This window comes from Stenotrophomonas rhizophila, from assembly GCF_003751305.1.
Classification (GTDB): domain Bacteria; phylum Pseudomonadota; class Gammaproteobacteria; order Xanthomonadales; family Xanthomonadaceae; genus Stenotrophomonas; species Stenotrophomonas rhizophila_B.
Genome location: NZ_RJKV01000001.1, coordinates 905,809 through 926,422 on the forward strand (window position 1 = coordinate 905,809; position 20,614 = coordinate 926,422).

At 67.1% G+C, this 20,614-nt stretch carries 18 protein-coding genes, 1 tRNA gene and 1 pseudogene; 6 read left to right on the forward strand and 14 right to left on the reverse strand.

What is annotated here, in order from left to right:
* Window positions 1–46 precede the first annotated feature (46 nt).
* The 8 genes from EDF74_RS04250 to EDF74_RS04285 all read right to left on the reverse strand — a co-directional run bounded on the left by EDF74_RS04250 (window position 47) and on the right by EDF74_RS04285 (window position 5,677).
* Window positions 47–123: transfer RNA gene (locus tag EDF74_RS04250), tRNA-Arg, on the reverse strand.
* A gap of 62 nt (window positions 124–185) precedes the next feature.
* Window positions 186–1,025 carry an alpha/beta hydrolase family protein gene (locus EDF74_RS04255; protein ID WP_123728926.1) on the reverse strand — a complete coding sequence of 280 codons (840 nt, stop codon included), beginning with the start codon at window positions 1,023–1,025 and terminating at the stop codon, window positions 186–188.
* Complete coding sequence (gene thiD / locus EDF74_RS04260) at window positions 1,022–1,831, reverse strand: bifunctional hydroxymethylpyrimidine kinase/phosphomethylpyrimidine kinase (RefSeq protein ID WP_123728927.1); 810 nt, start codon at window positions 1,829–1,831, stop codon at window positions 1,022–1,024. Before thiD ends, EDF74_RS04255 begins: the two co-directional genes overlap by 4 nt.
* A gap of 43 nt (window positions 1,832–1,874) precedes the next feature.
* Window positions 1,875–2,546 (reverse strand): YoaK family protein, encoded by a 672-nt coding sequence (locus EDF74_RS04265; RefSeq protein WP_123728928.1) that lies wholly within the window; start codon window positions 2,544–2,546, stop codon window positions 1,875–1,877.
* A gap of 30 nt (window positions 2,547–2,576) precedes the next feature.
* Entirely contained in the window at window positions 2,577–3,083 is a 507-nt protein-coding gene (locus EDF74_RS04270; protein WP_428999130.1) for a hypothetical protein, read from the reverse strand.
* Window positions 3,080–4,477: a PhoH family protein gene (locus EDF74_RS04275; protein WP_123728929.1), complete on the reverse strand. Its 1,398-nt coding sequence runs from the start codon at window positions 4,475–4,477 to the stop codon at window positions 3,080–3,082. Before EDF74_RS04275 ends, EDF74_RS04270 begins: the two co-directional genes overlap by 4 nt.
* A gap of 81 nt (window positions 4,478–4,558) precedes the next feature.
* Window positions 4,559–5,038, reverse strand: coding sequence for a peroxiredoxin (locus EDF74_RS04280; RefSeq protein ID WP_123728930.1), 480 nt, complete (start codon window positions 5,036–5,038; stop codon window positions 4,559–4,561).
* Window positions 5,039–5,116: 78 nt separating this feature from the next.
* Entirely contained in the window at window positions 5,117–5,677 is a 561-nt protein-coding gene (locus tag EDF74_RS04285; protein WP_019183297.1) for a glycine cleavage system protein R, read from the reverse strand.
* A gap of 164 nt (window positions 5,678–5,841) precedes the next feature.
* Here EDF74_RS04285 and dapA point away from each other — a divergent pair, with 164 nt between their 5' ends.
* Together dapA and EDF74_RS04295 are read left to right on the forward strand one after the other, a co-directional pair.
* On the forward strand, window positions 5,842–6,735 hold the full coding sequence (dapA, locus tag EDF74_RS04290) for a 4-hydroxy-tetrahydrodipicolinate synthase (RefSeq protein WP_123729709.1): 894 nt from the start codon (window positions 5,842–5,844) through the stop codon (window positions 6,733–6,735).
* 26 nt (window positions 6,736–6,761) lie between these two features.
* On the forward strand, window positions 6,762–7,289 hold the full coding sequence (locus tag EDF74_RS04295) for a hypothetical protein (RefSeq protein ID WP_123728931.1): 528 nt from the start codon (window positions 6,762–6,764) through the stop codon (window positions 7,287–7,289).
* Window positions 7,290–7,473: 184 nt separating this feature from the next.
* Here the strand turns inward: EDF74_RS04295 and fdxA are convergent, their stop codons facing one another.
* From fdxA to EDF74_RS04325, 6 genes are all read right to left on the reverse strand, one after another.
* Entirely contained in the window at window positions 7,474–7,797 is a 324-nt protein-coding gene (gene fdxA, locus EDF74_RS04300; protein ID WP_123728932.1) for a ferredoxin FdxA, read from the reverse strand.
* Window positions 7,798–7,863: 66 nt separating this feature from the next.
* Window positions 7,864–8,742 carry a 2-dehydro-3-deoxygalactonokinase gene (locus EDF74_RS04305; protein WP_123728933.1) on the reverse strand — a complete coding sequence of 293 codons (879 nt, stop codon included), beginning with the start codon at window positions 8,740–8,742 and terminating at the stop codon, window positions 7,864–7,866.
* Window positions 8,739–9,644 (reverse strand): SMP-30/gluconolactonase/LRE family protein, encoded by a 906-nt coding sequence (locus EDF74_RS04310; protein ID WP_123728934.1) that lies wholly within the window; start codon window positions 9,642–9,644, stop codon window positions 8,739–8,741. Before EDF74_RS04310 ends, EDF74_RS04305 begins: the two co-directional genes overlap by 4 nt.
* 6 nt (window positions 9,645–9,650) lie before the next feature.
* The gene (gene dgoD, locus EDF74_RS04315; RefSeq protein ID WP_123728935.1) at window positions 9,651–10,799 is read right to left on the reverse strand and encodes a galactonate dehydratase; all 1,149 of its coding nucleotides are present in this window, start codon (window positions 10,797–10,799) and stop codon (window positions 9,651–9,653) included.
* On the reverse strand, window positions 10,796–11,416 hold the full coding sequence (locus EDF74_RS04320; RefSeq protein WP_123728936.1) for a 2-dehydro-3-deoxy-6-phosphogalactonate aldolase: 621 nt from the start codon (window positions 11,414–11,416) through the stop codon (window positions 10,796–10,798). The genes dgoD and EDF74_RS04320 overlap by 4 nt, the downstream gene beginning before the upstream one ends.
* Window positions 11,417–11,418: 2 nt before the next feature.
* Entirely contained in the window at window positions 11,419–12,168 is a 750-nt protein-coding gene (locus EDF74_RS04325) for an SDR family oxidoreductase (RefSeq protein WP_123728937.1), read from the reverse strand.
* Between the two features lie 241 nt (window positions 12,169–12,409).
* Between EDF74_RS04325 and EDF74_RS04330 the strand changes: the two genes are divergently transcribed.
* The 4 genes and pseudogenes from EDF74_RS04330 to EDF74_RS04345 all read left to right on the forward strand — a co-directional run bounded on the left by EDF74_RS04330 (window position 12,410) and on the right by EDF74_RS04345 (window position 20,599).
* On the forward strand, window positions 12,410–13,372 hold the full coding sequence (locus tag EDF74_RS04330; protein WP_123728938.1) for a LysR substrate-binding domain-containing protein: 963 nt from the start codon (window positions 12,410–12,412) through the stop codon (window positions 13,370–13,372).
* Window positions 13,373–13,780: 408 nt separating this feature from the next.
* A pseudogene (locus EDF74_RS04335) lies at window positions 13,781–16,327 on the forward strand (TonB-dependent receptor); the annotation flags it as partial.
* A gap of 130 nt (window positions 16,328–16,457) precedes the next feature.
* A complete protein-coding gene (locus EDF74_RS04340) occupies window positions 16,458–18,695 on the forward strand; it encodes a sialidase family protein (protein ID WP_123728939.1) in 2,238 nt (745 codons plus the stop codon).
* On the forward strand, window positions 18,692–20,599 hold the full coding sequence (locus tag EDF74_RS04345) for a sialate O-acetylesterase (protein ID WP_260232180.1): 1,908 nt from the start codon (window positions 18,692–18,694) through the stop codon (window positions 20,597–20,599). The genes EDF74_RS04340 and EDF74_RS04345 overlap by 4 nt, the downstream gene beginning before the upstream one ends.
* Window positions 20,600–20,614: the final 15 nt, after the last annotated feature.

Consider the following 20,614-nt stretch of genomic DNA (forward strand, 5'->3'; position numbering starts at 1 on the left):
CGAATTTTCATTACTGATACCGACGGCGAAATCGATACCCTGTTGATGGTGCGCCCGGAGAGATTCGAACTCCCGACCGCCTGGTTCGTAGCCAGGTACTCTATCCAACTGAGCTACGGGCGCGTCAACAGGAGCGGAATTATGCGGATCGGCGTCGCATTCGTCAACGGTTTTTGTGAAGGTCTTCATTCAAATGAACGAAGAAGCTGCTCCACCACGGCTTCCGGGGTTTTCATCCAAGCGAAGTGATCGGCACGCGCACCCAGCATCTGCGCACTGACTACGCTGAGCTGCGCACGCATGCCCGGCATCTTGGCCAGCAGGCCCTGCATCGAGCCCGTCGGTGCCAACCAGTCACGGTCCATCACCACGGCGGTCGCCTGGCCGCGTAGTTCGCGCATCCCGGCCTCCAGATCGGTCGCCATGCCAGCGGCCGCGTAGTGGTTGTTGAGGCCCACGCGCGACCAGTCGCGGATCAACCCGCGCGCCTCGGTGCCACCGAAGCCAAGCTTCCTGCCGTGTAGGACCCCTTGGCGCTGGGCCAGCCAGGGCAGGAAGCGATACACCAGCGGCAGGGTCCAGCCACGCGGGGCCGGGAAGGTGCGCCAGTACGGCGTGCCACTGGCGACCAGCCACACGCGGGCGAAGCGCTGCGGATGCAGCCCGGCGAAGCAGCAGGCCAGCTGGCCGCCGAGACTGTGGCCGCCGATGATCACGGGTGTTTCAGCGTCTGCGGGCATGTTTGCCAGGCTCGCCGGCAGGTCCTGCTCAAGGATGTCGCGGTAGCCCCAGTCCTGCGTGCGCGACGGGCGCAGGCTGCTGCTGCCGTTGCCACGCCACTCGTGCAGGTACACCGCGATGCCGCGCGCAGCGAGCGCCTCGGCGAACGGCAGGTAATGGCGCGCGGCCACGCCCAGCGCCGGCAGCCACAGCAGACGTGCGCGCGGGTGTGTCGGTACACGCGCCAGCAGTTCGACGCGATGGCCATCGCCGGTCTGCACGGGCAGGGGCGAGGCGTCGATCATGCCGGGCGTGCCGCGCCGAAGTGGTCGATCACCAGTACTTCGCTGCGGCCCGGGTAATAACCGCTCTGCAGGCCGCGCGCGACGTAGTCGATGGCCGCTTCGCAGGCATTGGGCAATGACAGCCCCTGGCACAGCTGTGCAGTGATCGCCGAGGCCAGCGTGCAACCGGTGCCGTGCGCATCCACCGGCAGGCGGGTATGGATGAATTCTTCGCGGGTCACGCCGTCGAAGTAGCGATCGATCACGCGGTTGCCTTCGTCCATATGCCCGCCCTTGAGCAGGACCGCGCCGGCGCCCAGTTCAAGCAACGCGTCGGCGGCATCTTCGGCATCCTCGGCGTTGATGATGCGGCGGCCGAGCAGCAGTTCGGCTTCGGGTGTGTTGGGCGTCAGCAGCGTGGCCAGCGGGATCAGGCGCGTGCGCATCGCCTCCAGTGCGCTGGCTTCGAGCAGCCTGGCGCCGCTGGTGGCGACCATCACCGGATCCAGCACCACGTGCGGTGGGCGGTGCTTTTCCAGCGCGTCGGCGACCAGGCCGATCACCTCGGCATTGGCCAGCATGCCCAGTTTCACCGCATGGATATCGAAATCGGCGAAGCAGGCATCGATCTGCGCCTGCAGGAAGGCCAGCGGCGGCACGTGTACGGCGGTAACGCCGCGGGTGTTCTGTGCGGTCAGGGCGGCGATCGCGGACAGGCCATGCACGCGATGGGCGGCGAAGGCCTTCAGGTCGGCCTGGATGCCGGCGCCACCGCCGGAATCGGAGCCGGCGATGGTCAGGGCGGAAACGGGGCTGGAGGGCGTCATAGCCCGATTGTGCAATGTTTGCCGCGGCAGTGCTGCCGCGCCGTCAGCGCGCCCGCAGCAGCAGCCACTGCCGGTACAGCACGTAGCCCAGCCCGGTGCCGCCGGTCAGCAGCGCGGGGGCGAGCAGGGCGTCGTAGCCGAAGCGCAGGAACAGCAGGGCGCCGATCACGCCGCCAGCCAGGAAGCCGCTGACGATCAAGCCGCTCAGGGTCAGCCGTCGGATCGGCAGTGGCAGCCCGCGCAGCAGATGGCCCAACCCGATCCCCAGATCGGTGAACATGCCGCTGAGGTGGGTGGTGCGCACCACTGCGCCACTGAAGGTGGTGGCCATTGCGTTCTGCAGGCCGCAGGCCATCGCCGCGGCCAGTGCGCCCCAGATCTGCTGCTGTTTGAACAGGGGAATCGCGATCAGCAGCAACAGCGATTCCAGCGCCAGCACCACGCCATAGCGACGGCCCAGCTGCAGGCCGCTGTCCTGGATGATCACGCCGCTGAGCGTGGCGCCCACGCAGAACGCGATCAGCAGGCCCCACAGGTGACCGACCACGCGCCAGTCGCGCTGGGCCAGGGCCATCCCGAGCTGGCTGGTGGTGCCGGTCATGTGGCTGACCGCCTGGTGTTCGAAGCCCAGGAAGCCGACCACGTTGACCATCCCGGCCACGCAGGACAGGGCGATCGCCCCGATCCAGACCCAGGTGGGCAGCCGGATGCTCATCCGGCGTGCGTAGGGGGGGTCACGGCACGATCAACGACCCGCGGGCGGGCCGTTGAACTGCACATCCGAAAAACTGCCGCTGCCCGGATCGAACACCGCGCCCCAGAACTGCGCGCCCCCATCGCAGACCCGGATCGCATCACGCGCTGGATCGATGTCGGCATCGTCAGGCAGATGGAAGGCGTTGAGGTAGATCAGCTTGCGCGCGTTCATCTCGATGCCGACGTACTGGCGATCGAAATCGGCGGCCTTTGGCACCTGCGCCTCCAGCGTCGGCAAGGCGGCTTCGAGCTGCTCGACATCCTTGCGGCTGGGCGCCCAGTAACCGGTGACCCGTCCGGCCTCGCGGCCGGGACTGTCGCGCGAGCAGGTATCGAGGACCTGGGCGGCGACGATCGGTCGCGTCACCACCCAGGACTGGCCGGTCTTGATTGCGGTCGGGACGCTGGCGCCCGGACGCGTGTTGGCGGGCGTGCAGGCCGCCGCCAGCGCAGCAAGCGCCAGCAGCAGGACGGCACGGGACAGGGAACGGCTCACAACACCTCCGAAGCGTAATCGGCCAGGCGCGAACGCTCGCCACGGCGCAGCGTGACGTGCGCGCTGTGCGGCCAGTTCTTGAAACGGTCCACCGCGTAGGTCAGGCCCGAGGTGGTCTCGGTGAGGTATGGAGTATCGATCTGTTCGACGTTGCCCAGGCAGACGATCTTGGTGCCCGGGCCGGCACGGGTGATCAGGGTTTTCATCTGCTTGGGGGTGAGATTCTGCGCTTCATCCAGGATCAGATAACGCGACAGGAAGGTGCGGCCACGCATGAAGTTCAGCGAGCGGATCTTGATCCGGCTGGCGATCAGGTCGTTGGTGGCTGCACGCCCCCATGCGCCGCCTTCCTGGGTATGCGTGAGCACTTCCAGGTTGTCGGTCAGCGCGCCCATCCACGGGGTCATCTTTTCTTCTTCGGTACCGGGCAGGAAACCGATGTCCTCGCCGACGCTGACCGTCGCACGGGTCATGATGATCTCGCGGTAGCGCTGCTGGTCCATGGTCTGGGCCAGGCCCGCGGCCAGCGCGAGCAGCGTCTTGCCGGTGCCGGCGGTGCCGAGCAGAGTGACGAAATCGATCTCCGGGTCCATCAACGCATTGAGCGCGAAGTTCTGCTCCCGGTTGCGCGCGCTGATGCCCCACACCGCGTGGCTGCCGTGGCGGAAATCGTTGACCAGCGACAGGGTGATCTTGTCGCCGTCCACCTTGGCCACGCGCAGTTCGACTTCATCGTCGCCCGGCAGGTAGGCGTACTGGTTGGGGTGCCAGTTCTCGTCTTCGCTGGCGATGATTTCGTAACTGGTGCGGCCCTTGTCGCTCCAGCTGCGCAGGCTGTCGGTGTGCTTCTTCCAGAAGTCTTCCGGCAGCTCGGTGGCGCCGGTGTAGAGCAGGCTGAAATCGTCCAGCGCGCGGTCGTTCTCGTAATCCTCGGAAACGATGCCGGCAATCGCCGCCTTGATCCGCAGATTGATGTCCTTGGACACGAACACCACCGGAATCTCGGGCACCTGTTCCTTCAGCGCCAGGATCGCGCCGAGGATGGCGTTGTCCGGAATCACCGCGCCGAAGCTCTTGCCCGCATCGAAGTGACTGGTCTGGAAACGCAGCAGGCCCACGCTCTGCTTGCCACGCAGCTGCAGCCCGTTCGGGCGCTGCAGCGGGATGCCATCGGCCAGGTTGTCCAGGCCCGAGGCCTGCACCAGCTCATTGAGGAAACGGCTGACCTGGCGCGCATTGCGGCTCGCCTCGGTGGTGCCCTTCTTGCCGTTGTCCAGCTCTTCGATCACCTGCATCGGCAGGTAGACATCATGCTCCTCGAACTTGAACAGCGCGGTCGGATCGTGCATCAGCACGTTGGTATCCAGTACGTAGATGCGCTTGCCTCGGGTCATCGTCAATTCCTGGTGGCAGAACAGGGACAAGCCATCACAACCTGCGGGGCAGGGTGATGGCCATTGGGGGTGCCGGGTTGATCACTGGGTTTTCGCGGCCTTCAGGGCTTCAAGGACAGTGTCTGCGTGGCCGGCCACTTTGACCTTGCGCCACACCTGCACGATACGACTGTCCGGCGAAATGAGGAAGGTGCTGCGCTCGATGCCACGCACCTGCTTGCCGTACATGTTCTTCAGCTTGATCACGTCGAACGCGGTGCACAGCGCTTCATCGCCATCGCTGATCAGCGGGAAGGCGAAGCCCTGCCTGGCGCAGAAATTGTCGTGGGATTTGACCGAATCGCGGGAGACGCCGAAGACGCGGGCGCCGGCCTGGGTGAACTGCGGGAGCAGCGCGTTGAAATCGATGCCCTCGGTGGTGCAGCCCGGGGTGCTGTCCTTGGGGTAGAAGTACAGCACCAGCCACTGGCCGGCCAGATCGCCGAGGGTGGTGGTCTCGCCGCCGGACAACGCCAGCGGCAGTGCGAGGGTGGTGCTGTCCAGGGTGTCGCCGTCGTTCATGGGTTCCTTTCCGGATCCTGGGGTAGATCTACTACAACTGCATGAAACCCCGCGCGCCCGTGACGAACGCGCGAAACATCAGAATTTCATCGGGTCCATGATCGCATCGAGGTTCAGGTGATCGCAGAACTCGAGGAAATCATCGCGCAGCGCGGCAATGTGCATGTTCGCCGGCACCCCGATCGTCACCTGCGCGGAGAACATTTCCGCACCGGTCTGCATCGCGCGGTAACGCGTGCTCTGCAGGTTTTCGATGGTGATGCCCTGGCGGTCGAAGAAATCGGCCAGCTGGAACAGGATCCCCGGCTTGTCGGCCGCGATCACTTCCACGATGTAGGGCAGCAGGTTGGACTGGGCCTGCTTGGCACCGGTGCGATACCAGACCAGCTTCAGGCCTTCCTCGCGCTCCAGCCGGGTCAGCATCGCTTCCAGCTTCGCCACCGAGTCCCACGAGCCGGTGGCCAGGGCGGTGACGGACACGTCGCGACCGACCGTGGCCAGGCGGGCATCGACCAGATTGCAGCCACTGTCGGCGATACGCCGGGTCACAGGCAGCAGGGGGGACTCCGGATGCGTCGTATAGGCGTTGATCAGGAGGTGGTTTTCGGTCGGCGCAGGCCGCGGCGTGGTGTCGGTCAAGATGGTTCCGGGTGATGCAAGGTGAGTCTGAACGGCCGGACGACGGCACGTTCGCCGGAGTCCAGCATACTTGCCCGCGCTTTCGACCCGCAAGTAACATGCAACGTACATCTGGCCGGCGTTTACGCAGGCGGGGTGCCCCCTTTCTTCCGAGCACGATGTCCTTGTCCCTTTCCGGTCTCATCACCGCGCTGGCGACGCCCTTCCAGGCGAACGGCGCATTGGATCCCGACGGTTGGCAGCGCCTGCTGCACCTGCAACTGGAGGGTGGTGTTCACGGGGTGGTGGTGGCCGGTTCGACCGGTGAAGCCGCGGCCCTGTCCGACGACGAATACGACCAGTTGCTGCGCAGTGCGGTCAAAACCGTCGCCGGGCGCATCCCGGTGCTGGCCGGGACCGGGCTGTCGGGGACGGCCAAAACCATCGAGCAGACCCGCCGGGCGGCCGCCAATGGCGCCACCCATGCGCTGGTGGTGACCCCGCCGTACGTGCGCCCCACGCAGGCTGGCCTGATCGCGCATTACCGCGCCGTGGCCGACCAGGGCGGCCTGCCGGTCATCCTGTACAACGTGCCCGGCCGCACCGGCTGCGACATGCTGCCCGAGACCGTGGCCGAACTGGCCCGGCACCCGAACATCGTGGGCATCAAGGAGGCGGTCGGCGATGTGGGCCGCGTCAATGCCCTGCTGGCGCTGCGTTCGCCGGATTTCGCCATCCTCAGCGGTGACGACGGTACGGCCGCGCGCTCGATCCTGTCCGGCGTGGATGGCCTGATCTCGGTGGGCTCCAACGCCCTGCCGGGCGCGTATCGCCGGATGTGCGATCTTGCGGCGGCCGGTGAGCGCGAGGCGACCGAGGCGTGGGATGCGCGCCTGGAACCGTTCCATGAATTCTGCGGCGTGGAGTCCAATCCGATTCCGGTGAAGGACCTGCTGCGCCGGATCGGCATTGGTGACGGCCTGCGCCTGCCGCTGCTGCCCTTGTCCGCGGCCCATCACGCCGCTGCCGAACACCTGGCCACCGATATCGGTGCGCTGGAAGCACTATCCAACCACTGATCACAGTGGTCACTCAGGAGATTCCCATGCGTCAATCCGTTTCCGCCTTCCGCGTGCTGTCCTTCGCGATCCTGGCCACCGCCACCCTCGTCGGCACCACCGGTTGCTTCAAGCGTGGCGCCAAGGGCGACTATGCCCTGGCCCCGGAAGTGCGTCCGCTGGAAGTGCCGCCGGATCTGAACGTCCCGGCTGGCCAGGCCGCTGCCACCGCCGCCGTCGCCAGTTCGACGCTGGCGTCGCAGGCCGCGCGTCCGGCCCCGGCCGCGAATCCGGCCGCCGCCAACAACGCCGGCTTCACCGTGCCGGGCACCAAGGAAGAGGTGTTCGCCAAGGTCGGCACCGCCCTGGAGACCGTTGACGGCGTGAAGATCGCCAGCAAGGCCCAGCTGCTGGGTTCCTACGACGTGGCCTTCGAAGGCAGCGACTTCCTGGTCCGCGTCGTTGCGGTCGATGCCGGTGCATACGTCTCGGCCGTGGATCCGCGTGGCATGCCGGCCACCGCCGCCGCCCCGACCAAGCTGCTGGGTGAGCTGAAGGCGAAGCTGGCTCCCTGAAGCGCCAGCGGTAAGGCCCGGCCGCTGGCCGGGCAGGCGCGCACAGCGTGCCGTCCAGGTGCGACCTGGATGGCGTTGGAGCGGGCAGCAGCCGGCCAGCGGCCGGCACTACCGAAGCTGCGGGTCAGAGAAACAAAAAGGGCGCCCTCGGCGCCCTTTTTCGTTGCTGCAAGAGCCGGGAGGCTCAGCGTTCCAGAAGCTTCAGCTTGTCCGGTTTGCCGTCCCATTCGCCGGCATCGGCGGGCGGGTCCTTGCGCACGGTGAGCACCGGCCAGGCCTGGGCCAGCTCGGCGTTCAGGGCGACGAATGCTTCCTGCCCGGCGGGCACGTCGTCTTCGGGGAAGATCGCGTTGACCGGGCACTCCGGTTCGCACAGGGTGCAATCGATGCACTCATCCGGGTCGATCACCAGGAAGTTGGGGCCTTCGTGGAAGCAATCCACGGGGCACACTTCCACGCAATCGGTGTGTTTGCACTTGATGCAGTTTTCGGTGACGACGAAAGGCATGGGGAAATCCGGCGTTAAGCCGCGTAATTCTAGAACAGGTTGTGCCTGAATGCTGGAGCGGTGCGCTCAGTCGAGCAGGCCGCGCTGCCGCGCAAGGCGGTACAGGCCCCGTGCTGCAAGGTTTTCAGGGGCATTCACCGGGGTGATGCCGAGCAGCTGGAGGGCGTGGCCATAGCGCGCCGTCAGCGCGGCACTGCCCACCAGGTGGACCTTGGCGCTGGCATCGGCGAGCGCACGGATTTCATGGCCGAGCAGCACCCCGGAGAGGTAAGAAGGCGCTGCGAGGGGGGACAACCGCTCGAACAGGCCCAGCGCACGCACGCCGAACAGATGGTGCAACAGGCCCCCCGCGTCCCCGCTGCGCTGCACGCCCTGCGCGAAGGCGGTGGCGTCGACGCTGTCGCCGTGGTCCATCAGGCGGCCAAGCAGGCTGTGCTGGCGCAGCAGGGCGAACAGCTCGCCGGTCATGGCGGTCGCAAAACCGGTGATCGCGCCCTGGTGCAGCGTTGCCCACTTGCTGTGCGTGCCGGGCAGGCAGACCTGTGCAGGGCCTGCGCTGCTATCCAGACCGAACAACTGCGTCTCTTCGCCGCGCATCACGTCGGGTGTATCGCCGGCGCTTTGTACGGCCACGCCAGGCACGAACCACAGTGCATGATCAGGCAACTGCTCAACAGAGTGCGGCTGCAACGCGGCGGCCAGGTCGGCCAGGCTGGCCGGGCAGGGCAGGTAGGCCTGCTCGACCCAGCCATTGCGGCTGCCGATCATGCCGCTGAGCAGCACCGTGCCGCCCGGCCAGCCCTGCACCAGCTCGGCCAGCACGCCGGCAAAGTCGCCGTCGCAGTGCAGGATCCCGCGCGCGCTGGCGCGTTCGTCGAGGATCGCGCCGTGCGCGTCCAGCCAATAGCCGCGCAGGCTGCTGCTGCCCCAGTCGACTGCGATCATCCGCGGATCCGGCTCTCGGGCAGGCCCGGCTGCGCCTGGCGTGCGCTGAACAGGCTGCCGGCGTGCGTGCTCGCAGCGAGTTCCTCCGGCGTATGGTCCAGCCGTGAGCTGATGACATACAGCGTGCGCAGATCGCTCCCGCCAAAGGCGACGCAGGTGGGGTGTTTGACCGGGACCGGCTGGATCTGCAGCAGCGTGCCATCGGGTGCATAGCAGCTCACCTGGCGTGCGCGCCATTGCGCGTTCCACACGCGTCCGGCGGCATCCACGGCCGAGCCATCGGGTTCGGCGGCGGTATTGGCCAGCGCGGTGAATTCGCGCACGTTGGTGGTGCGGGCCTGCTCGGGATCGTAATCGCAGGCCATGATCCGCGGCGATACCGAGTCGCACCAGTACATCGTGCGGCCATCGAGGCTGAAGCTGATCGCGTTGGAAATGACGATGCCCGGCAGCGGTAACTCGCGCAGGCCGTGGCGGGTGGAGTACTGGTAGAAGCGGCCATCGGCAGCGCGTCCGGGGTGCTCGTTCATGGTGCCGAACACGAAGTTGCCGTCGCGGTCGGCGCGGCCATCGTTGCTGCGCGTGTAGGCGTTGAGTGGGTCCACGTCGGCCAGCCACTGCAGCGGCAGCGCATCATCGGTGGCCGTGGCCAGATCGGCGCGGTGCAATGAACTCACCAGCGCCACCAGCAGCGTGCCATCCTCGAACAGGCCGATGCAGCCGGGCCGGTCCGGCAGCGTCCAATGCCGGGTGGTGCCACGCTCGGGGTGGTGTTCCCACAGCCGGCGTTCGGCGATGTCGATCCACAGCACGCTCTGCCGCTGTTCGCACCAGAGCACGCCTTCGCCATGGGTGCAGCGGCTGTCCACCGCCAGCGTGGCCGGGGCCAGTTCAACGCTCATCGCGGCTCACCACTCGGCAACGGAGCCATCGGCGTGGCGCCAGACGGGGTTGCGCCAGTCAGGCGGATTCTCATGGGCATGGCGCAGGCGCTCCTCGTCGATTTCTACGCCCAGCCCGGGTTTGGGCAGGGCGGCGATGCTGCCATGGTCGCAGTGGAAGTCGTCCTTGTTCAACACGTAATCGAGCAGGTCGGCGCCCTGGTTGTAGTGGATGCCGATGCTCTGTTCCTGCAGCACCGCGTTGTGCGAGACGAAATCCAGCTGCAGGCAGGCGGCGAGTGCGACCGGGCCGAGCGGGCAGTGCGGTGCGAGCGCGACATCGTAGGCCTCGGCCATCGCGGCGATCTTGAGGCACTCGGTGAGACCCCCCGCGTGCGAGAGATCAGGCTGCAGCAGCGAGAGCCCACCGTTGGCGAGCACCTGCTTGAATTCGAAGCGCGAGTACATGCGCTCACCGGCCGCCAGCGGAATCGAGGTGGCCGCGGCCAGGCGCGGGTAGTACTCGGCCTGTTCGGGCAGCACCGGTTCTTCCACGAACAACGGGCGGTACGGCTCCAGTTCCTTGAGCAGCACGCGCGCCATCGGGGCGCCGACCCGGCCGTGGAAGTCCACGCCGAAATCGATGCTGTCGCCGAATGCATCGCGCAGCGCGGCCACCTTGGCGATGGCGGCATCCACGCGGCGCGGGCTGTCCAGCAGCTGCATCTCTTCGGTGCCGTTGAACTTGAACGTATCAAAGCCGAGCTCGCGGTAACGATGCACCTGCTCGACCAGATCGGCCGGGCGGTCGCCGCCGACCCAACGGTAGGTCTTCATGCGGTCGCGCACCAGACCGCCGAGCAACTGGTACACCGGCACGCCGAGCGCTTTGCCCTTGATGTCCCACAGCGCCTGGTCGATCCCGGCGATGGCACTCATCAGGATCGCGCCGCCGCGGTAGAAGCTGCCGCGATACATCGTCTGCCACAGGTCGTTGATCCGGGTCGGGTCCTGCCCGATCAGATACTCCGACAGCTCATGCACGGCCGCGTCCACGGTGCGCGCGCGGCCCTCGATGACCGGCTCGCCCCAGCCGGTGATGCCCTCGTCGGTCTCGATCTTCAGGAACAGCCAGCGCGGTGCGGCGTGATAGGTAACCAGTCGGGTGATCTTCATCCGTGCGTAGTCCGGTAGGCCTGGAGGAACGCCTGGGCCTGCTCGCGGGTACGCTGCAGCGGCTGGGCGGGTTGATAGAGATCGCCCCCGATGCCGGCACCGACCGCACCGGCGGCGAGGTAGCTGGCGAGGGAATCCGGGGTCACGCCGCCGACCACGTACAACGGCAGCTCGCGCGGCAGCACCGAGCGCAGGGCGCGCACGTGGCCGGGACCGTAAGTGGCGGCGGGGAACAGCTTGAGCATCTGCGCGCCGGCGTCGATCGCATCGAACGCCTCGCTGGCGGTGGCGAACCCGGCCATCACCTGCAGGCCGCGATCCACCGCGTGGCGGATCAGTGCGGGCCGGGTGTTGGGGGTGACGATGAAGCGTGCACCGATCTCCACCAGGGCATCCACCTGCTGCTCGCGCAACACCGTACCGCCGCCGATCCAGGCGTGCGCACCGAAGGCCTGCTGCGCGCGGGCGATGCTGTCTTCCCAGCGCGGCGAGTTCAACGGGACTTCGATCGCATCGAAGCCGGTCTCCACCAGCGCGCCGACATGGGCGAGGGTGTCATCGGGGGTGATGCCGCGCAGGATCGCGACGAGGGGCAGTTGGAAGATCGGGGCGCTCATGATTACTCGTGGTAAAGCTGGGAACGGCCACCGTCGATCAGAATGTCGGTGGCATTGATGAAGCGGGCTTCGTCGCTGGCCAGGAACAGCGCGGTATGCGCCACTTCGCTGGGCTCACCGATGCGCTTGCAGGGCAGCAGCTGCTCCTGCGCGTGGCGCGTGGCGGCCGGATCGGCGCTGTTGGCGAACCAGGCCTCGATGCGGGGTACCAGGATCAGCCCAGGTGAAATCGAGTTGACCCGGATGCCTTGCGCCGCGTACTCGATGCCGAGTGCTTTGCTCAGCCCGATCAGGCCGTGCTTGGCGACCGGGTAGGGGAAGGCATGCGGGATGATCCGGTGGCCATGCACCGAGGCGATGTTGACGATGGAACCGGCCTGCTGCGCCAGCATCGCCGGCAGCACCGCCCGGCACACGTTCCAGGCGCCCTTGAGGTTGAGATCCAGGCAGCGTTCCCACTGCGCGTCTTCCAGCTGCAGCGGGTCGGCGAAGACATCGGCGCCGGCGTTGTTGACCAGCACATCCACGCGGCCATGCTCGACGCGTACCGTTTCCACGAGCGTGCGAATCTCCTCGGCATCGGTGATGTCGGCCAGGCGGTGGTCGATCCGCACGTCAGGCGCACGCGCCGGGTTCAGATCCAGCCCGATCACCCGGGCGCCATGCTCGGCGAACAGTGCGGCGGTGGCCGCGCCGATGCCGCTGGCCGCGCCGGTGACCAGCGCGATCTTGTCCTGCAGTCGTTTACTCATCGAACAGTGTGTCCAGGGACGGAGCCAACGGCAGACGGTACGACAAAGCGGATGCGGACAAAGCAGGCTCCAGAAATCGGCGGGCGCGGCGGGCGCTGGCGGGCTGGCAGCCGGGGGCGGCGCAGCCATACGGTCAGGGTTGCGTGCGAAGGTATTCTTATCAAATGAAATTTTTCGGGATATCTATTCCCCCGGCGAATACCGTGATTCAATGCGGCGATCAACGCAGAACGGATGTGTGATGACGACCGCACCTGGCCCTTGGACAAATGCCTCCCGGCTCAAGACCCGGCATTTGATGTTGTTGTTGCACCTGCACGAACACGGCTCGGTGCTGCGTGCCGCCGAAGCCGCCGCCATGACCCAGCCGGCTGCCTCCAAATTGCTGGCGGAGATGGAGGACATGCTCGGGGTGAAGCTGTTCGAGCGGCACGCCCGCGGCGTGGAGCCGACCTGGTACGGGCAGGTGCTGATCCGGCGCGCGCGCTCGGCGATGTCGGAGATCGGCCGGGCGACCGAAGAAATCGCCGCGCTGCGCAGCGGGCATATGGGGCAGGTCTCGATCGGTACCGTGGTCAACCCGGGCACCAACCTGGTGCCGCAGGCGATCGCCGAGGTGAAGCGCGAGTTTCCGGACATCCTGGTCCGGGTCGAGATGGACTACAGCCGGCCGCTGGTGGCGCGACTGCTGGATGGCCAGCTGGATCTGGTGATCGGCCGCATCCTGGGACCCGAGGGCGCTGCGGACCTCACCTTCGAAGCGCTGGCGGACGAGCCGCATTCGGTGATCGCCCGTGCCGGCCATCCGCTGGCCAGTCGTGACGACCTGCACTACGCCGATCTGGCCCGGCATGGCTGGATCCTGCCGCCGGCTGACAGCGTGCTGCGCGCGCGGCTGGATGCGCTGTTCCTGGAGCAGGGCCTGCCGATTCCGCAGAACATCATCGAGACCAGCTCGCTGCCGGTGATGACCAGCCTGCTGCGCGGCAGCGATCTGCTGGCCGCGTTGCCGGTGGAATCGGTGGCGCCCTACATCCAGGCCAAGCTGCTGACCGTGCTGCCGATCGATGTGGGCGTGCGCATGGAGTCGTTCGGGATCATCTATCGGCGCGGCCACGTGTTGCCGCCGGCCGCCGAGCGCATGCTGCTGGCCCTTCGAACGACCGCGCGCTGGCTGTATCCGGGGCTGCGCGGCAGCGGCTGAAGCGGGCCGGGCCACGGCTGGTATGGGCGGCGTGAATGGTATTCTCCGAAGGAATACATCCTGCCCAATATTTTATTGGCATGGAATGGCTGCCGCTGCCTAAGCTGCCCGCCAGCCGACCGGAAACGACCGGACGCGTTGTACCCCGCCCCGGCATCCCGGTGGTGGGCATGACCTTACAACCTGATTGTTACAGGCGGCGCCGAACGGCGTCGTCCACCGTCAGCACATGTGTCCTGGGAGGGAAACATCATGTCAGTACGTTGTTGCCGTGGGGCGACAGGCGCATCCGTGCCTGCACGTACCCCCACCGCGTTGCGCCGCCGTGCGCTGGCGGTCTGTGTTTCGATGCTGGTCGCCGGGCAGGTGATGGCCCAGCAGAGCGATATCCAGGACACGAATGCCGCGACCCAGCTGGACACCGTCCAGGTGACGGGTACCCGCAGCAGCGTGACCCGTGCCCAGCAGATCAAACAGAATGCCGAGCAGATCGTCGATTCGATCGTGGCTGAGGACATCGGCAAACTGCCCGACAACAACGTCGCCGAAGCGCTGCAGCGCATCTCCGGCATCCAGATCACGCGCAACTACGGCGAAGGCAGCACCATCGCCATCCGTGGCCTGACCCAGGTGCGCACCGAGCTCAATGGGCGTGACATCTTCACCGCCAATGACGGCCGCGGGCTGAGCTTCGAAGACGTGTCGGCCGAGCTGCTCGGTGGCGTCAACGTGTACAAGAATCCCTCGGCGGAGATGATCGAAGGTGGCCTCGGCGGCACCGTCGATCTGCGTACGCGCCTGCCGTTCGACTATGACGGCCGCAAGTTCGCCGGCAGCCTGCAGTACAACCACTACGATCTGGCCGATGACAGCAAGCCGGCCTTCTCGGGCATGTTCAGCGACCGCTGGCAGACCGGTATCGGCGAGGTGGGCCTGCTGGTGAACTACTCGCAGCAGACCAGCCCGTTCCGCCAGGACACGATTTCGCTGGAGCCGTGGTATTCGCAGACCGATCTGCCCGGTTTTGAAGGCACTGAGGTGTTCGTGCCGCACGGCGCCGGCATCAATACCACCGTGGGTGAGCGCAAGCGCCGCACCGGTGCGGTGGCGCTGCAGTGGCGCCCGCGCGACGACATCGAAGTGCAAGCGCAGGTGCTGCGCTCGGACTACGATTTCCGCTGGCAGGATTACTCCTTCTTCGCCTACAGCGGCGGCGACGCCATGCAGGGCGCGCGCGACATCGTGGTCAACGACCGCAACGAACTGGTCAGCGGCGTGTTCCAGAACACCCCGGCCGATTCCAACACCAGCCTGACCCAGCGCAAGTCGATCACCACCGACTACTCGTTGGGGGCCAAGTGGACGGTGACCCCGAACCTGACCTTGAGTACTGATTTCCAGTACGTGGATGCCACCACCAAGGGCACGCGCTACATCGTGGGCACCGGCATGAATGCCACGCCCTTCTACACGATCGACCTGGGTGGCGACCTGCCGTACCTGGCCGTGACCGATGCCGCAGGCAACCAGGGGTATCTGACCGATCCAGCCAACTACGTCGGCTGGAAATTCCATCTGGACAACAAGGACGACAACAAGGGCACCGAGTTCGCCTGGCGTTCGGACATGGATCTGGCGTTCGACGATGGCTTCGCCCGCAGCTTCAAGGCCGGCGTGCGTTACACCGATCGCAAGGCCGAGAACCAGGGCAACGTGTGGCGCTTCATGTGGCTCGGTGCGCCGTTCGCCGACTTCCCGAACGTGGGCCTGGTGCCTAACCCGATCACCGACTTCTTCCGCGGCAAGAGCTATACCTTCGGCCCCACCCTGAGTGCGGCCGACGCGGCGGTGGAGAACTACGAGCAGACCCTGGCGGCGTTCGGCGCCGATCCGCTGGAATTCTCGCCGAACAACATCAACAACCAGCGCGAGAAGACCTACGCAGCGTATGGCGTGCTGCGGTTCGGCGCGGACGATTGGGGTGTTCCGTTCGATGGCAACGTCGGCGTGCGCGTGGTGCGCACCGAGGTCACCTCCGACGGCGTGCGCACCGGCACCGACATCGAAGGTGGCGGCCTGCTGCCGGTGAATGTGGCGCAGTCCTATACCGACGTGCTGCCCAGCCTCAATCTGCGTTGGATGTTCACCGATCAGCTGCAGCTGCGCTTCGCCGCGTCCAAGGGCATCTCGCGCCCGGGCTTCGACAAGCTCAACCCGAACCTGAGCCTGAGCGCGGCCGATGCCGGTGGCGGTGTGACCCGGCGGACCGGTTCGGCGGGCAACCCCAACCTCAAGCCGATGGAAGCCACCCAGTTCGACACCTCGCTGGAATGGTACTTCGGCCAGGGCTCGATGATGTACGGCACCGCGTTCTACAAGAAGGTTGACGGCTTCATCGCCAACGCCGTGTTCAACGAGGTGTACGCCGGCGAGAACTGGGAGATCACCCGCCCGGTCAATGGCGATGACGGCAAGATCAAGGGGGTGGAAGTGGGCTACACCCAGTTCTTCGACTTCCTGCCGGGTTGGATGAGCCATTTCGGCCTGCAGACCAACTACACCTACGTCGATTCCAAGGCGCCCAGCCCGAGCGCCACCGATACCAACGGCAGCCAGCTGGTGGTGCCGCTGGAGGGGCTGTCCAAGAACAGCTACAACGTCATCCTCAGCTACGAAGTGCCGCGGTTCCAGGCGCGTGTGGCCTACAACTGGCGCAGCGACTGGCTGATCACCACCGCCGGCAACGGGACCGGCAACCTGCCGGTCTACAACAAGGGCTTCGGCCAGCTGGATGCCTCGCTGCGGTTCAACATCAACGACGTGTGGTCGGTGTCGCTGGATGGCATGAACCTGCTCGATACCCGCAACGAGAGCTACCTGGGCTACACCACGCGCTACCGCGATTTCGTGATCAACGACCGTCGCTACGGCATCACCCTGCGCGCGAGCCTGTAACGCGCGTGATCGTCTGTCGGCCTTCCTGCTTCGTGGATCTTCCTCTCCACCACGAAGCGGGCAGGGCCGCAGTTCCTGCTCCAGGCGTGCGGCCGCGATGCCGCACGCCGCTCCACCGGGAGGCCCGTGCATGACCCCCGCCGATTGCCTGATCTGGACGTTGCGTGCATCGGCCCATCCTGGCCGCTGCCGGGCAGGGTGGCTCGTGGTGTTGCTGGCCGTGTTTCCGCTCCTCGCCGCGGCAGCCCCCTACCAGTGGCAGAACGTGGCCATCGGTGGCGGTGGCTTCGTGACCGGGCTGGTGTTCCATCCGACCGAGCCGAACCTGCTTTACGCACGCACCGATGTCGGCGGTGCCTACCGGTGGGACCAGACCACCGGCCGCTGGAACGCGTTGACCGACTGGCTCGGCCGCGACGATGCCAACCTCACCGGCATCGAAAGCCTGGCCGTGGACGCCAGCGACCCGCAGCGCGTCTATCTGGCCGCGGGCACCTATACCAATCCTCGCGTCGGCAACGGCGCGATCCTGCGCTCGTCCGACCGCGGGACCACCTTCACCCGCACCGATCTTCCGTTCAAGCTCGGTGGCAACGAGCTTTCGCGCGGCAATGGCGAACGGTTGGCGGTGGATCCGCATCAAGGCCGCATCCTGCTGCTGGGCACGCGCAGCAACGGCCTGTGGCGCAGCGACGACCATGGCGCCCACTGGCGGGAAGTGACGAGCTTCCCGGCGATCGCGCGCAGTGCGCAGGCCAGTGCGCCGGCCTGGAACGGCACGCAGCAGATCGGCATCGTATTCGTGCAGTTCGATGCGCGCAGCGGCCGTGCCGGACATGCCACGCCGGTGATCCATGCCGCTGTGTCGACCACGACCGGCCCCGCGCTGTACCGCTCCGACGATGCGGGACAGACGTGGCAGCCACTGCCCGGGCAGCCGCGTGGCCTGCGCCCCACCCGCATGGCGCAGGGCAGTGACGGACGCCTGTATATCGCCTATGCGGATCTGCCGGGCCCGGACAGCATGGGCAACGGCGCGCTGTGGCGGTTCGATCCCGCGCAGAGGCGCTGGCAGGACATCACGCCGGTCCCACAGTCCAGTGACACCCAGGGCGATGGTTTCGGGTGGGGCGGCGTCAGCGTGGAGGCCGGTAATCCGGACGTGGTGATGGCCAGCACCTTCAATCGCTTCGGCCCGCACGACGATATCTTCCGCAGTACCGATGGCGGTCGCAGCTGGGCGCCGGTCATCGCAGGGGCGAGGTTCGAACACGACAACGCGCCCTGGACCGCGCACGCCTCCCCGCACTGGATCGCCGATGTGCAGATCGATCCGTTCGACCCGCGCCGGGTGCTGTTCGTCACTGGTTACGGACTCTGGGCGAGCCGCGATATCCGCGCCGCCGACGATGGCCAGCCGGTGCAGTGGTGGTTCCAGAATGATGGGCTGGAGGAAACGGTGCCGTTGGATCTGGTCAGCCCGGTACAGGGCGCGCACCTGCTCAGCGCACTGGGCGACATTGATGGCTTCCGCCACGATGACCTGGCGGTGTCGCCGTTGCAGTACGCCGGCCCCCGTCTGACCAACGGCGAGAGCATCGACGCTGCGGCGCTGGCACCCTCGCACGTGGTGCGTAGCGGCACCGTGCGGCATCGCCTGCACAACGAGGTCCGTGCAGCCTGGTCGGAGGATGGCGGGCGCACGTGGCAGACGTTCGTGAGTGAACCGCCGGACGGCGAGGGCGCCGGCCGCATCCGCATCGCCAGCGATGGCGGCCGGGTGCTGTGGCACACGCTGCGCGGCAGCCATTGGTACACCGATGACCATGGCCGGCACTGGCACGCCGTGCGCGGCCTGCCCGACAGTGCCGTGGTGATCGCGGACACCCGCACGCCTGCGCACTGGCATGCGTACGACGCCGCCAGTGGCGCGTTGCTGGGCAGCGACGATGGGGGTGCCTCGTTCGTGGCCGACCACGTACGCCTGGCGCCGGCCCCGGCGCTGACGGCCGAGCTGCGCGCCGATCCGCAGCAGCCTGGGCTGGTGTATGTCGCTGCCGGTCCGCAGGGGCTGCTGCGCTGGCGCGAAGGAGAGCTGCAACGCGTGGCGGGTGTGGACGTGGTTCACAGCCTTGGCGTCGGCAAGGGCGCCCCCGGTGGTGAGGTTGCCAGCGTGTTCATTGCCGGCACCATCGATGGCATCCAGGGGCTGTTCCGTTCCGATGACGGCGGTGCCCGGTGGCTGCGCATCGATGACGCCGCGCACCAGTTCGGTCAGATTCAACGCGTCACCGGTGATCCGCGCCTGCATGGGCGTGTCTACTTCGCGACCGGTGGACGCGGCATCGTCTATGGAGATCCACAATGAAACGAGCATGTGCGCTGGCGGTATCGCTGTCGATGTTCACCGCGGCCGTGCAGGCCGAGCCGGTCCTGCCGCGGTTGTTTGCCGATGGCATGGTGCTGCAGCGCGATCAGCCGCTGCCGGTGTGGGGCACTGCCACGCCCGGCGCACGCCTGCAGGTCGGCATCGACGGAATGCGCGCCAGTGCCACGGTCGGTACGGACGGCAGCTGGAACGTCGTGTTGCCGCCGCACGCGGCCGGCGGCCCGTTCCAGCTGGAGATCGCGGGCGACGGGCGCGCGCTGCAGGTGCGCGACGTCCTGTTCGGCGATGTCTGGCTGGCCAGCGGTCAATCCAACATGGAGTGGCCGCTGCACGATACGCAGGGCGCCGCGGTGGCCATCGCCGCAGCGAACGACACGCAGCTGCGGCATTTCAAGATTCCCAAATCCTGGTCCGGGCAGCCGGAGACGGCGCTGGCCGGTGGCCACTGGCTGCCGGCGACCCCTGCCAACGCGGGCAACTTCTCCGCGGTCGCCTACTACTTCGCGCGCGAGCTGCGGCAGCACACCGGGGTGCCGATCGGCATCATCGACAGCAGCTGGGGCGGCAGCGCCATCGAGGCCTGGATGCCGGCGGCGATCCAGGGCATCGACGCCGCCACGCTGGCCACGCGGATGCAGGCGCAGCGTGAGCGCGATGCCCGCACGCTGGTGCAGGTACGGCAGCGCCTTGCCCGCTGGACCACGTTCGATGAGCAGCCGCAGTGGTCGGCGGCGCCGTTCGATGACAAGGACTGGGAGGCCGCCACGCTTCCCGGCCTGTGGGAAACCGGCGGCTATGCCGGCATGGACGGTATCGGCTGGTACCGCGCCGAATTCACCCTGAGTGCCGCGCAGGCAGCGCAGTCCGGCAGCCTCGGGGTCGGGCGGATCGACGATTCGGACCGCACCTTCGTCAATGGCGTGCAGGTCGGCGCGACGACCATGGCCTGGAACACGCCCCGGGTGTATCCGCTGGCGGCCGGCCAGCTGCACGCCGGTCGCAACGTGGTCGCGGTGCGGGTCGAGGACCTGGGCGGTGGCGGCGGCATCCACGGCGAGGCGGCCGAGCTGTTCGTCCGCCTGGCCGATGGCAGCCAGCTGCCGCTGCAGCGCTGGCGGTTCCGCCCCGCCGCGGTCACGGTCGCGCTGGACGATGACAAGAACCAGACCCCGACGCTGCTGTACAACCGCATGATCCATCCGCTGCCGCCGTTCCCGATCAAGGGCGTGATCTGGTACCAGGGCGAGAGCAATGCGACCGACACCGGGGCGTTCGCTTACCGCGACCAGTTCAAGGCCTTGATCCAGCAGTGGCGGCAGGACTGGAACGCACCGGCGCTGCCGTTTGTCTGGGTGCAGCTGGCCAGCTTCGGCGCGGGCGCCGATCACGGAGACCAGAGCCCATGGGCGGTGCTGCGCGAATCGCAATCGGCGGCGCTGTCGCTGCCGCACACCGCGCAGGCGGTCAGCATCGACCTGGGCAATGCGACGGATATCCATCCGCGCAACAAGCGCGATGTCGGCGCACGGCTGGCGCTGGCCGCCCGGCACGCGGCGTATGGCGAAACGCTGGACTACAGCGGTCCGGTGCAGCGTGCCGTCCGCTTCGATCACGGCCAGGCTGTGATCACCTTCGACCTGATGGGCAGCACGCTGGCGGTACGCGGCGGTGGCACGCAGCCGCAGGGCTTCACCGTGGCCGGTGCCGACCGGCGCTTCCACCCGGCGAAGGCGCGGATCGACGGTGATCGCGTGATCCTCCACAGCGAGGCGGTCGCCACGCCGGTCGCCGTGCGCTATGCCTGGCGCGAGAATCCGGCCGACGCCGACCTGATCAATTCGCAACAGCTGCCGGCCTCGCCGTTCCGCAGCGATACCTGGTGACCACAAGGACCCCGT

Excerpts from the sequence above, each read along its gene's own strand:
- EDF74_RS04255 (WP_123728926.1), bottom strand. The coding sequence starts at position 1,025 with ATGATCGACGCCTCGCCCCTGCCCGTGCAGACCGGCGATGGCCATCGC.
- thiD (WP_123728927.1), bottom strand. The coding sequence starts at position 1,831 with ATGACGCCCTCCAGCCCCGTTTCCGCCCTGACCATCGCCGGCTCCGAT.
- EDF74_RS04265 (WP_123728928.1), bottom strand. The coding sequence starts at position 2,546 with ATGAGCATCCGGCTGCCCACCTGGGTCTGGATCGGGGCGATCGCCCTG.
- EDF74_RS04275 (WP_123728929.1), bottom strand. The coding sequence starts at position 4,477 with ATGACCCGAGGCAAGCGCATCTACGTACTGGATACCAACGTGCTGATG.
- EDF74_RS04280 (WP_123728930.1), bottom strand. The coding sequence starts at position 5,038 with ATGAACGACGGCGACACCCTGGACAGCACCACCCTCGCACTGCCGCTG.
- EDF74_RS04295 (WP_123728931.1), top strand. The coding sequence starts at position 6,762 with ATGCGTCAATCCGTTTCCGCCTTCCGCGTGCTGTCCTTCGCGATCCTG.
- fdxA (WP_123728932.1), bottom strand. The coding sequence starts at position 7,797 with ATGCCTTTCGTCGTCACCGAAAACTGCATCAAGTGCAAACACACCGAT.
- EDF74_RS04305 (WP_123728933.1), bottom strand. The coding sequence starts at position 8,742 with ATGATCGCAGTCGACTGGGGCAGCAGCAGCCTGCGCGGCTATTGGCTG.
- EDF74_RS04310 (WP_123728934.1), bottom strand. The coding sequence starts at position 9,644 with ATGAGCGTTGAACTGGCCCCGGCCACGCTGGCGGTGGACAGCCGCTGC.
- dgoD (WP_123728935.1), bottom strand. The coding sequence starts at position 10,799 with ATGAAGATCACCCGACTGGTTACCTATCACGCCGCACCGCGCTGGCTG.
- EDF74_RS04320 (WP_123728936.1), bottom strand. The coding sequence starts at position 11,416 with ATGAGCGCCCCGATCTTCCAACTGCCCCTCGTCGCGATCCTGCGCGGC.
- EDF74_RS04325 (WP_123728937.1), bottom strand. The coding sequence starts at position 12,168 with ATGAGTAAACGACTGCAGGACAAGATCGCGCTGGTCACCGGCGCGGCC.
- EDF74_RS04330 (WP_123728938.1), top strand. The coding sequence starts at position 12,410 with ATGACGACCGCACCTGGCCCTTGGACAAATGCCTCCCGGCTCAAGACC.
- EDF74_RS04340 (WP_123728939.1), top strand. The coding sequence starts at position 16,458 with ATGACCCCCGCCGATTGCCTGATCTGGACGTTGCGTGCATCGGCCCAT.
- EDF74_RS04345 (WP_260232180.1), top strand. The coding sequence starts at position 18,692 with ATGAAACGAGCATGTGCGCTGGCGGTATCGCTGTCGATGTTCACCGCG.